Source organism: Xanthomonas hortorum pv. cynarae (genome assembly GCF_002939985.1).
GTDB lineage: Bacteria > Pseudomonadota > Gammaproteobacteria > Xanthomonadales > Xanthomonadaceae > Xanthomonas > Xanthomonas hortorum_D.
Map to the genome: position 1 here is coordinate 58,515 of NZ_MDFM01000026.1, position 10,672 is coordinate 69,186.

The window sequence follows — 10,672 nt, forward strand, 5'->3', positions numbered from 1 at the left end:
TCAGCTCCGTGGGCGCAGAACCTGCGCGAAGGAGAAATAGGGCATCGACAGCGAAGCGCGCAGGTGCCGGCTGGGCCGGGTGCGCTCCTCGGGGGGAGTTGTCGCGTTTTCCGTAACCGCCTCCGACACGCCATAATCGGCGCCGGACTCCGTAACCAGACTGGAAGCGGCTCCCAGGCAACCAATGGCGAACAGGGTGCTGCCGAGCAGCAGCAATGGAGCTGGTCGCGTGAAGCGTGTGCTGTTCATGCTTTCCCCTGCGTTGGATGACTGGTGTTGTATCTAACTATAACACCGACACGCAGGCAGTCAACTGTCTGTCATACCCAACTGATGGCACCCCGCATCTGCGAGGGGCCGGAACCTATTCAAGGGGATCGCGCATGTTGCTCAATCGTTTGCTGGTCATTGTATTTGCTGGCTTTTTTTCCGTCTCGGCGCTGGCCGCAGGTGCGCCGGTGCTGGATCTGGACTACCGGCCGCTGGCCGGCAAGGCGCCAATCAACCTGAACCGTACGTACGGCGGCAAGGTGGTGATGGTGGTCAACACCGCGAGCAAATGCGGCTACACCCCGCAGTACGAAGGACTGGAAGCGCTGAACAAGCGCTTCGGTAGCCGCGGTTTTTCGGTGCTGGGCTTTCCTTCCAACGATTTTCAGGGACAGGAGCCCGGATCTGAGAAGCAGATCCAGGAATTCTGCACGCTGACCTATGGCGTCAAGTTCCCGATGTTTGAGAAGGTGCATGTGCTGGGCAAAGAGGCGACGCCGCTGTATCAGCGCTTGACGCAAGCCACGGGCGTTGCGCCGGGTTGGAACTTCCACAAGTATTTGATTAGTCGCGATGGACGCGTGGTGGCACAGTTCCCCAGCAAGATCAAACCGGACGATCCGAGCGTGCTGGCGGCAATCGAACGCGAGCTCAAGGCACCGTCGCGCTGAGCGCGGCTCTCGCAACGCCGCGCGCGCATGCGACAATGCGCATTCAGCGCCGGCGTCGGCGTGTCTTTTCACTTTCGGGAAGTGCATCGAATGAAGATGGGAAAGCGCGGCGCGGCGGCGTCGCTACTGATGGTGGCAATGTCGGCATCGATGCCGGCGATGTCGCAGCAACCGGCCGCAGCGGCCACCAAGGAGAAGCCAGTTGTGAATGCATCGTCTGAGAAGAGCACCCGCGACAACGTCAGCTACGCCATCGGTATGGATGTGGCGCGCTCGTTCGAGCCGATTGCCCAGGACATCGATGTAAGCGCACTGCAACGCGCCATCGAAAATGCATTCAAGGGCGGCAAGCCGTTGTTGTCCGATGAGCAGACCCAGGCCACCGATACCGCCCTGCGCACTGCGCTGGCAGCGCGTAACGGCCAGCAGGTTCCGGGCATGGCGCCGGGTAGCGCGCCTGCGACTCCGTCCAAGGAAAACGTCGGCCTGATGCTGGGCGATCGCGCGGTCGGGCCGTCGTTGGCCGGCATCAAGGACGAGATCGATCTGAGCATCCTGATGGAAGCCGTGCGTACCGTGTTCGCCAAGGGCACCACGCGTCTGACCCAGCAGGAAGCCGCAGCGACGATGCAGGCCTTCGCCTCTGCCAAGCAGGGCGCTGCCGGTGCCAAGAATCGCGAAGAGGGCAATGCGTTCCTCGCCAAGAACAAGACCGAAAAAGGCGTGATCACCACGGCCTCGGGCTTGCAGTACACGGTGTTGCGCCAGGGTAGCGGCGAGCGTCCGATGCCCACCAACACGGTGCGCGTGAACTACGAAGGCAAGCTGCTCAACGGGCAGGTGTTCGACAGTTCCTACCAGCGCGGCCAGCCGGCCGAGTTCGGTCTGAATCAAGTCATTGCAGGTTGGACCGAGGGCGTTGCGTTGATGCCGGTCGGTTCGAAATATCGTTTCTGGATTCCATCCAACTTGGCCTATGGCCCGAACGGCACGCAGGGGGGGCCGATCGGACCAGACGCAACGTTGACGTTCGATGTCGAACTGATGGGTATCCTTCCCTGATCCCCCACAGGAGTATCCCCCCCCATGCGAGTTGCGATCTTTGGTACTGGCTATGTTGGTCTAGTCACCGGTACCTGTCTGGCCGAAGTAGGTCATCACGTTATCTGCGTGGATATCGACCAGGCGAAAGTTGATGGTCTCAATCGAGGGGTGATCCCCATCTATGAACCCGGCCTGGAGCCGATGGTGAAAGCCAACCATGCCTCTGGCCGGTTGCGCTTCACCAGCGACGCTGCCGAGGCGATTGCGCACGGCGAAATCACCTTCATCGCCGTGGGCACGCCGCCGGATGAAGATGGCAGTGCCGACCTGCAGTACGTGCTGGCAGTTGCGCGTACCGTCGGTCGTCATATCGATGGCCCGTCGGTGGTCGTCAACAAGTCCACGGTGCCGGTCGGTACCGCCGACAAGGTACGCGTGGCGATCCAGGAAGAACTGGATGCACGCGGCGTGGAGCATGAGTTCGACGTCGTCTCCAATCCGGAATTCCTGAAGGAAGGCGACGCCGTTGCCGACTGCATGCGTCCGGATCGCATCGTGATCGGTGCCACCAAGCCGGCAGCGATTGCACGCATGCGCCGTCTGTATGCACCGTTCAATCGCAACCGCGATCGCATCGTGGAGATGGACGTGCGTTCGGCCGAGCTGACCAAGTACGCGGCCAACGCGATGCTGGCGACCAAGATCAGTTTCATGAACGAGATCGCCAACATTGCCGAGCGTGTCGGTGCGGACGTCGAGCACGTGCGTAACGGTATCGGTTCGGATCCGCGCATCGGCTGGCACTTCATCTATCCCGGTGCCGGTTATGGCGGCTCGTGCTTCCCCAAGGACGTGCAGGCGCTGGCCAAGACTGCCGAGCAGTACGGCATGCAGCCGACCCTCCTCAACGCGGTGGAAAGCGTCAACAACGCGCAGAAGGGTCATTTGTTCGAACTGGTGCAGCGTCACTACGGCGGCGAAGCCGGCGGCAGCCTTGCCGGCAAGACCTTCGCGGTGTGGGGCCTGGCGTTCAAGCCCAATACCGACGACATGCGTGCGGCCTCCAGCCGTCGCTTGCTGGCGCAGTTGTGGGAAGCCGGCGCCAAGGTGCGTGCCTACGATCCGGAAGCCACCCACGAAGCCAAGCGCATCTTCGGTGAGCGCGACGATCTGACCTTCTGCGACGAAGCCTTCGCGGCCCTGGAAGGCGCCGATGCGCTGGTCGTGGTCACCGAGTGGAAGCAGTTCCGCAGCCCGGATTTCGGCAAGATCAAGCAGGCCTTGAAGGACGACGTGGTGTTCGACGGTCGCAACCTTTACGACCCGCAGGAAATCGAAGCTGCCGGCCTGGCTTACTACGCCATCGGACGAGGCCGTTCGTTGCATGCATGAGCAACTCTCGCCGCGCGACCAGGAACTGGACGCGCGGTTGGTTGAACTGGAAACGCGGCTCTCCTTTCAGGAGCACACGCTCAATGAACTGAGTGAAGCACTTGCGGACGCCCGTTTGACGGGCGCCCGCAATGCCGAACTGATCCGCCACCTGCTCGAGGATCTGGGCAAGGTGCGCTCCACGTTGTTTGCCGATGCAGCGGACGAACCGCCGCCTCCGCACTATTGACTGCAGATTGCCACCGCCATGAGCGATACCTTACGTGACCAGTTGCTTGGGTTGGGCTTCAAGTCCGCCCCCAAGCCCGAACGCAAACCCGACGCACGGCCTGCCGCGCGTCAACATGGCAACGGTGGCAGGCCTGCGCCCGGCGGCAACAAGCCGGGCGGCCAGGGCAGGGGACCGCAGCGGCCGCACGCCGCTGCGGCGACCGATGGCAAGCATGAACGCACAGGCGCGGGCAGGCCTGAGCGTCGCAACGATGGCAAGCCTGCAGCGTCGCCACGTCCGCAGCAGTCCACTGCAGAGCGCCGCGGGCCCAAGCCGGTACGCACGCGCGAAGACATCGATCTGGCCAAGGCCTATGCGATCCGTGCGCAGCGCGAGAAGGACGAGCGTATCGAAGCCGAGCGACTGAAGCAGGAAGAAGCACGCCTGCGTCGCGAAGCCAAGGCCAAGCTCGAAGAATTGCTCAAGGACAAGGGCCTGAATCATGCCGATGCCGATATCGCCCGGCATTTTCCGTATGGCGGCAAGATCAAGCGCATCTACGTGACCGCCGATCAGCTCAAGGCGCTCAACGCCGGCGAGCTGGGTGTGTTGCAGCTCAACGGGCGTTATCTGCTGGTCACCGCCGAGTTGCTGGCCGAAGCCGAATCGGTGTTCGCACCTTCGGTCGCATTGAAGGTGGATCCGAATGCACCGGCAAGCGACGACCCGTATGCGGACCCCCAGTATCAGGTGCCCGACGACCTGGTCTGGTAACGCTGCACGACATGCTTTTGTTGTTACATGGGCACCTGATGGGTGCCCATGTGTTTTGGCGCATGCCTTGGCGTTGCGCAGCTGGATCCCTGCTTGCCCGCATGCGTGTTGAGCTGTGCAGCAAACGCGCGGCTGGCGATACACAGGCCGGTCACGGCGCGCGCGGCACCATGCGCGGCGTTGTTGGTCGACGTATGCGGGCTCGGTGTCCGTGGCGTTGCAGCTCACTTCCTGCCGATGGTGTCGCGTATGTCCATGTCTTCGAATTCCCTGCCGTCTTGCGCCGATGCATCAGTGCGCTCAGCCGTGCGCCGTGTTCCGTGCATGCATGGGCGTCGCAACGCTGTGTCGGTTGGATTATTGGGGCTCGTGCTCTGCGCGCTTAGTCAGCAGGCAGCCGCACAGGCAGACGAGGCGCCGGCATTCGATCGCCCCGGGATTCCGTTCGCTGCCGAAACACTGCAGCCGGGTGCGTTTGCCTGGGAGCAGGGCTTGCCGGATGCCAGCACCGACCGCGCCGATGGGCAGCGGACCACGCAGTACACCGCCGATACGTTGCTGCGTCTGGGGCTGTTGCAGAACGTGGAGCTGCAGTTGGGCAGCGAGAGTTACAACTGGCAGCACGGCGGTGGCGCGCGCGTGCATGGCGGTGGCGACAGCCATATCGGAGTGAAGGTGGCACTGCCGTCGCGTTCGGACAGCTTTCATTGGGCCGCGCTCGGCAGCTACAGCGTGCCGACCGGCAGCCCTGATTTCAGCGATGGCTACGCGCGCGAGCTGGGCGTGACCGCGTCGTGGGATCTGGCACAGGAGCGCGCGCTGGCGCTGTACGTCAACTATGCGCGCTATAACGACGGTCACACCTGGACCTTCTCGCCCAACTACACGTTCTTTTCCGGCGAGCGCTTCAGCAGCTATGTGGAAGCGGGCTTCGACACCGGCAGCGAGCATTCGCGCGTGGCCGGGGCCGGCGGCGCCTGGCAGCTGCCGCATGCGATGCAGTTGGATGTATCGGTGCTGCGTGGGCTGACTTCGGCGAGCCCGGATTGGCAGGGCGGGATCGGCTTGTCGATCGCGTTTCAGTGATGGAGGTTTGTGGGGCGACGGCCAGGCCGTGCCCGCCGAATTGCCGCGAAAGCCAGGTACAGGGCCTGCAGCTTAGGTAACACAACGCCCGCCAGTCCAGCCCGTACGAAACGAATATGCTGCACTGCCGCATGCATTGATTGGCCGGAAAAGGCCTAATTGGATCGATCCAATCAACGCCAGATACATGCGCATTTTCTCCACTGCAAAGCCGGCTACATGACGCGTGCCAAGCCAATGCCGGCCGCCCCGGATGACGGCGATGCGCGCCGCATTCGACGCGGTGCAGTGACGCTGCGCGATATCGCCGGCGCCATCGGCGTATCGCGCGCAACGGTGTCCTTGGTGTTGCGCGGCAGCCCGCTGGTGCATGCGACCACGCGCGCACGCGTGGAGGCCGAGCTTGATCGGCAAAACTACGTCTACAACCGCGCCGCCGCCAATCTGCGCTGCCGCACCTCATCCAGCATTGCGCTGGTCATCAACGATCTGTCCAATCCGTTCTTCGCCGAGTTCGCTGCAGGCGTGGATGAGGCCTTGGGTGCGGCCGGCTACGTCACCTTGCTCGGCAGCACCGGCGAATCCACGCAGCGCCAGCAGGCGGTGCTGACCTCTCTGATGGAGCACACGCCCGCCGGCATCATCCTGTCGCCGGCCGAAGGCAGCCAGGCCCAGTCACTGACTCAGGTGCTGGGGCGCCAGCACAACGTGGTGTTGTTCAACCGCGAAGTGGAGGGCGCGCAGTGGGATCTGCTGGCGCTGGATAACGAACAGGGGGCGTTTCTGGCCTGCGAACATCTGATCGCGCAGGGCCATCGGCGCATCGTGTTTTTCGGTGGCCATGCCGAATCCAGTTCCTGCCGCCAGCGTCGCGCTGGCTACACCCGCGCGATGACCAATGCTGGCCTTACCGTGCACTACGTAGAATCCGCACCGAATCGTCAGGACGCCGCGCTGTGCGGCGCGCGCATGCTCGATGGAGCCGACCACGCTGCAACCGCTGCGGTTTGCTACAACGACAGCGTTGCGCTGGGCTTGATGGCCGCACTGGCGATGCACGGCATCGTGCCGGGTCGTGACTTCGCAGTGACCGGCTTCGACGACATCGCCGAAGCGGCCTTGTTTACACCGGCGTTGACTACGTTGGCCGCAGATCCGCGTGCGCGCGGCAGGCAAGCCGCGCAGTTGGTGCTGCAACGCATCGGCAGCCCGGAGCGCGCGTCGCAGCGCCTGACCGCCGCAGTCGCATTGAACATCCGCGCGAGCAGCGCCTGCTCGCCATCCGTGCTGACCCATCATCCCCCAGGCGATTCCCCCGCTCATTCCCCCACCAAGGCCTCAGGCCGCTGACCAGGCAATTCCTATGGTTTCCCTTTCCACGCAATCCACTGTGCCAAGCGGCAACAAGGCGCCGGTCAACAACGGCGTTGCGTTGTCGGTCGTCACCACGATCTTTTTCATGTGGGGCTTTCTCACCTGCCTCAACGACATTCTGATTCCGCATCTCAAAGCGGTGTTCGAACTCAACTTCGCGCAGGCGATGCTGGTGCAGTTCACCTTCTTCGGTGCGTATTTCCTGATGTCGCTGCCGGCCGGTTGGCTGGTGGCCAGGCTTGGCTACAAGCAAGGCATCGTTGCCGGTCTGGCGGTTGCTGCGGTCGGTGCATTGGGCTTCTGGCCTGCGGCGGAATTACGCGTCTATGGCGCATTTCTCGGCGCGCTGTTCGTGCTTGCGACCGGCATCACCATCCTGCAGGTGGCGGCCAATCCGTATGTGGCGTTGCTGGGTCCGGAGCGCAGTGCGTCCAGCCGTTTGACCCTGGCGCAGGCGCTCAATTCGTTAGGCACCGCGATCGCGCCGCTGTTCGGTGGCTGGCTGATCCTGTCCAACACCGTGATGAGCGGCGACCAGCTCAAGGTGCTGCCGGAAGCCGAGCAGCTGGCCTATCGCGTGCAGGAAGCGCAGGCGGTGCAGGGGCCTTACATCGGCCTTGGCATCGTGCTGTTTCTGCTGGCGATCTTCGTGTTTCTGTTCCGTCTGCCGGCCCTGACCGATGCGGGCGCGCAAAAGGACGAAAGCAAGCATTCGCTGCTGGATGCCTTGCGTCATCCGCATGTGCGCTTCGGTGTGCTGGCGATTTTTTTCTATGTCGGCGCGGAAGTGGCGATCGGTAGCCTGATGGTCAATTACTTCTCGTTGCCGCAGATCGGTGGTTTCACCGAGCGTGAGGCAACCAACTACGTGTCGGCGTACTGGACGCTGGCGATGATCGGTCGCTTCATCGGTTCGGCCTTGCTGGCCAAGCTGTCGCCGCGTGTGTTGTTGTCGGTGTTCGCTGCAATCAATGCACTGCTGCTGGGCCTGACCATGGCCAGCGGCGGCATGCTGGCGGTGTATGCATTGGTGGCGATCGGCTTGTTTAATTCGATCATGTTCCCGACCATCTTTACGCTGGGCATCGAGCGCCTTGGTCCGCTGACCGGCCGCGCATCGAGCCTGTTGATCATGGCGATTGTCGGCGGCGCCATCGTGCCGTATCTGCAAGGTTTGCTGGCCGACAGCATCGGTTTGCACGAGTCGTTCGTGCTGCCGCTGCTGTGCTACCTGTACATCGTGTTCTACGGCATCTGGGGCTCGCGTCTGCGTGGTGCACTGGCGGAGGCGCGCGCATGAGTGCTGTCAAGAATCGGGTGGTCTGTTTTGGCGAGGCCTTGATCGACATGCTGGCGCTGCCGCCGGCCGGTACGGATGAGGCGCGCACGTTTGCGCAATACGCCGGTGGTGCGCCTGCCAACGTCGCCGTTGCAGTGGCGCGGCTGGGCGGTGCGGCACATTTTGTCGGCATGCTGGGGCGCGACATGTTCGGCGATTTTCTGCTGCAGAGCCTGCAGCAGGCCGGCGTTGCCACCGATGGCATCGTGCGCACCGATCAGGCCAAGACTGCGCTGGCCTTCGTTGCATTGGATGAAGCTGGCGAGCGCAGTTTCAGTTTCTATCGCCCGCCGGCAGCGGATCTGTTGTTCCGTCCGGAGCACTTTGCTGCCGACGGTTTCAAGCAGGCCGCCGTGTTGCATGTGTGCTCCAACAGCATGACCGAGCCTGCGATTGCGCAGTGCACGCTCGATGGCATGCGCCGCGCGCGCGCCGATGGCGCCATCGTCAGTCTGGATCTCAATCTGCGCCCGATGTTGTGGCCGCAGGATGTGGATCCGGCAGCGTTGCTGTGGGAGGCGTTGGCGTTGGCCGATGTGGTCAAGCTCTCGCGCGAAGAACTCGATTACCTGGCTGGCACGCTCGATGGCGATGCCAGCACGGTCACCCAGAAGCTGTGGCAGGGCCAGGCCAGCTGGTTGCTGGTCACCGATGGTGGCGGGCCGGTGCATTGGCAGACGCGCACCGATTCCGGCCAGGTGCCGGCGTTCCGTGTGCAGGTGCGCGACAGCACCGCAGCTGGCGATGCATTCGTCGGTGGTTTGTTGTTTCAGCTGGCGGCACGCGCGTCCACGCTGGAGCAGCTGTGTGGCGATGCGGCTGCGATCACCGAGGTGATCCGTTTTGCCGCGGCGGTCGGTGCGCTGGCGGTAACGCGCAAAGGCGCGTTCGCCGCGATGCCGAGCGTCGATGAAGTCCATTCTTTGATCCAGGAACAATCATGAGCCGTTTGCCTGCGACCCCCGCACCCGATTTCCGCTCGGCCGATGTGCTGCGTCAGCATATCGCCGACACCATGGCGTTCTACCATCCGCGCGCGATCGATCCCGCGGGCGGGTTTTTCCATTATTTCCGCGACGATGGTACGATCTACGACGCCGGGCATCGGCATCTGGTCAGCAGTACGCGCTTTGTCTTCAACTACGCGATGGCCTATCGCGAATTCGGCGATGCGCAGTATCTGGAAGCGGTACGCCACGGCCTGGATTATTTGCGCAACGTACATCGCAATCCGGCCACCGGCGGCTACGCATGGACCTTGCGCGATGGCCTGGTCGAAGACGACATGAATCACTGCTACGGCGTGGCGTTCGTGCTGCTGGCGTATTCGTGCGGCCTGAAGGCCGGCATCGAAGAGGCGCGCGCATGGATGGACGAAACCTGGCAGCTGCTGGAAAAACATTTCTGGGAGCCGGAATTCGGGCTGTATCGCGACGAAGCCGATGCGCAGTTCAACTTCACCAGCTACCGCGGCCAGAACGCCAACATGCATATGTGCGAGGCGATGATTGCCGCGTACGAAGCCAGTGGCGAGCAACGCTACCTGGACCGCGCACTGTCGCTGGCCGACACCATGACCCGGCGTCAGGCTGCCAAGGCCGACGGCCTGGTCTGGGAACATTACGATCTGCAGTGGAACATCGACTGGGACTACAACCGCGACAATCCCAAGCATCTGTTCCGCCCCTGGGGCTTCCAGCCGGGTCACCAGACCGAGTGGGCCAAGCTGCTGATGCTGCTGGATCGCTACGCGCCGACCGATTGGTTGTTGCCGACAGCACAACATCTGTTCGATGTGGCCGTAGAGCGCTCATGGGATGCGCAGCGCGGCGGGCTGTATTACGGCTTCGACCCCGATGGCAAGGTCTGCGACGACGACAAGTATTTCTGGGTGCAGGCCGAGTCGTTGGCGGCCGCGGCGTTGCTGGCGCAGCGCACCGGCGAAGCGCGTTATTGGCAGTGGTACGACAAGCTCTGGGACTATTCCTGGAAGCACATGATCGACCACCGCTATGGCGCCTGGTATCGCATTCTGGACGCGGACAATCGCAAGTACAGCGACGAGAAGAGCCCGGCCGGCAAGACCGATTACCACACCATGGGCGCGTGCTACGAAGTCTTGAACGTGTTGCGGCCGGCTGCGTGATGCGACACGGTCGGTGAGGTGTGCCGACCGTTCAATGACTTCAAGACGTCGAGATATCGACTCGGAGTCTTCGTTTAGATGCAGTCAGAAGTTGAGTTTAGAAGCCTGGTCGGTCGAGGGCGCGGTGCCCTCACCGCTTGCGGGACACGCCGCAAGTACATCCGTGTAGGCTCGGTGGCGGCATCCATGCCGCCACACGGTCCCGCAATCGGCGAGGACACCGCACCAGAAAGTTTGCTGGTCGCTTTGAGAAGATCTAAGCACACCGACCATCTTGATTGGTCCTTGTCCGCCCACCGTCGCGGGACCTTACGCGGCATGGATGCCGCGTAAGAGCCTTATCTGTTCGGATTCTGGCAGTTTAG

11 protein-coding genes are annotated in these 10,672 nt (G+C 62.8%); 10 read left to right on the top strand and 1 reads right to left on the bottom strand.

What is annotated here, in order from left to right; genetic code table 11:
• Positions 1 to 249, bottom strand: coding sequence for a hypothetical protein (locus tag XcyCFBP4188_RS16850; protein ID WP_043889124.1), 249 nt, complete (start codon positions 247 to 249; stop codon positions 1 to 3).
• Between the two features lie 134 nt (positions 250 to 383).
• Here XcyCFBP4188_RS16850 and XcyCFBP4188_RS16855 point away from each other — a divergent pair, with 134 nt between their 5' ends.
• The 10 genes from XcyCFBP4188_RS16855 (at position 384) to XcyCFBP4188_RS16900 (ending at position 10,307) form a co-directional block, all read left to right on the top strand.
• Positions 384 to 941 (top strand): glutathione peroxidase, encoded by a 558-nt coding sequence (locus XcyCFBP4188_RS16855; protein WP_006448706.1) that lies wholly within the window; start codon positions 384 to 386, stop codon positions 939 to 941.
• 90 nt (positions 942 to 1,031) lie between these two features.
• Positions 1,032 to 2,003: an FKBP-type peptidyl-prolyl cis-trans isomerase gene (locus XcyCFBP4188_RS16860; protein WP_167387167.1), complete on the top strand. Its 972-nt coding sequence runs from the start codon at positions 1,032 to 1,034 to the stop codon at positions 2,001 to 2,003.
• 24 nt (positions 2,004 to 2,027) lie between these two features.
• Positions 2,028 to 3,377 carry a UDP-glucose dehydrogenase family protein gene (locus tag XcyCFBP4188_RS16865; protein ID WP_006448708.1) on the top strand — a complete coding sequence of 450 codons (1,350 nt, stop codon included), beginning with the start codon at positions 2,028 to 2,030 and terminating at the stop codon, positions 3,375 to 3,377.
• Entirely contained in the window at positions 3,370 to 3,606 is a 237-nt protein-coding gene (locus XcyCFBP4188_RS16870) for a SlyX family protein (RefSeq protein ID WP_104592486.1), read from the top strand. The genes XcyCFBP4188_RS16865 and XcyCFBP4188_RS16870 overlap by 8 nt, the downstream gene beginning before the upstream one ends.
• A gap of 18 nt (positions 3,607 to 3,624) precedes the next feature.
• Positions 3,625 to 4,362, top strand: coding sequence for a DUF2058 domain-containing protein (locus tag XcyCFBP4188_RS16875; protein ID WP_074058851.1), 738 nt, complete (start codon positions 3,625 to 3,627; stop codon positions 4,360 to 4,362).
• A 237-nt stretch (positions 4,363 to 4,599) separates the two neighbouring features.
• Complete coding sequence (locus XcyCFBP4188_RS16880; protein WP_052758908.1) at positions 4,600 to 5,448, top strand: transporter; 849 nt, start codon at positions 4,600 to 4,602, stop codon at positions 5,446 to 5,448.
• 219 nt (positions 5,449 to 5,667) lie between these two features.
• Positions 5,668 to 6,798, top strand: coding sequence for a LacI family DNA-binding transcriptional regulator (locus XcyCFBP4188_RS16885; protein ID WP_006451865.1), 1,131 nt, complete (start codon positions 5,668 to 5,670; stop codon positions 6,796 to 6,798).
• Between the two features lie 13 nt (positions 6,799 to 6,811).
• On the top strand, positions 6,812 to 8,122 hold the full coding sequence (gene fucP, locus XcyCFBP4188_RS16890; RefSeq protein ID WP_006451864.1) for an L-fucose:H+ symporter permease: 1,311 nt from the start codon (positions 6,812 to 6,814) through the stop codon (positions 8,120 to 8,122).
• Entirely contained in the window at positions 8,119 to 9,105 is a 987-nt protein-coding gene (locus XcyCFBP4188_RS16895; protein WP_006451863.1) for a carbohydrate kinase family protein, read from the top strand. The genes fucP and XcyCFBP4188_RS16895 overlap by 4 nt, the downstream gene beginning before the upstream one ends.
• On the top strand, positions 9,102 to 10,307 hold the full coding sequence (locus XcyCFBP4188_RS16900; RefSeq protein ID WP_006451862.1) for an AGE family epimerase/isomerase: 1,206 nt from the start codon (positions 9,102 to 9,104) through the stop codon (positions 10,305 to 10,307). Before XcyCFBP4188_RS16895 ends, XcyCFBP4188_RS16900 begins: the two co-directional genes overlap by 4 nt.
• The last annotated feature ends 365 nt before the right edge of the window (positions 10,308 to 10,672 follow it).

What these genes read in the sequence shown, in the direction of transcription:
- XcyCFBP4188_RS16850 (WP_043889124.1), bottom strand. Translation starts at nt 249, where the DNA reads ATGAACAGCACACGCTTCACGCGACCAGCTCCATTGCTGCTGCTCGGC.
- XcyCFBP4188_RS16855 (WP_006448706.1), top strand. Translation starts at nt 384, where the DNA reads ATGTTGCTCAATCGTTTGCTGGTCATTGTATTTGCTGGCTTTTTTTCC.
- XcyCFBP4188_RS16860 (WP_167387167.1), top strand. Translation starts at nt 1,032, where the DNA reads ATGAAGATGGGAAAGCGCGGCGCGGCGGCGTCGCTACTGATGGTGGCA.
- XcyCFBP4188_RS16865 (WP_006448708.1), top strand. Translation starts at nt 2,028, where the DNA reads ATGCGAGTTGCGATCTTTGGTACTGGCTATGTTGGTCTAGTCACCGGT.
- XcyCFBP4188_RS16870 (WP_104592486.1), top strand. Translation starts at nt 3,370, where the DNA reads ATGCATGAGCAACTCTCGCCGCGCGACCAGGAACTGGACGCGCGGTTG.
- XcyCFBP4188_RS16875 (WP_074058851.1), top strand. Translation starts at nt 3,625, where the DNA reads ATGAGCGATACCTTACGTGACCAGTTGCTTGGGTTGGGCTTCAAGTCC.
- XcyCFBP4188_RS16880 (WP_052758908.1), top strand. Translation starts at nt 4,600, where the DNA reads ATGGTGTCGCGTATGTCCATGTCTTCGAATTCCCTGCCGTCTTGCGCC.
- XcyCFBP4188_RS16885 (WP_006451865.1), top strand. Translation starts at nt 5,668, where the DNA reads ATGACGCGTGCCAAGCCAATGCCGGCCGCCCCGGATGACGGCGATGCG.
- fucP (WP_006451864.1), top strand. Translation starts at nt 6,812, where the DNA reads ATGGTTTCCCTTTCCACGCAATCCACTGTGCCAAGCGGCAACAAGGCG.
- XcyCFBP4188_RS16895 (WP_006451863.1), top strand. Translation starts at nt 8,119, where the DNA reads ATGAGTGCTGTCAAGAATCGGGTGGTCTGTTTTGGCGAGGCCTTGATC.
- XcyCFBP4188_RS16900 (WP_006451862.1), top strand. Translation starts at nt 9,102, where the DNA reads ATGAGCCGTTTGCCTGCGACCCCCGCACCCGATTTCCGCTCGGCCGAT.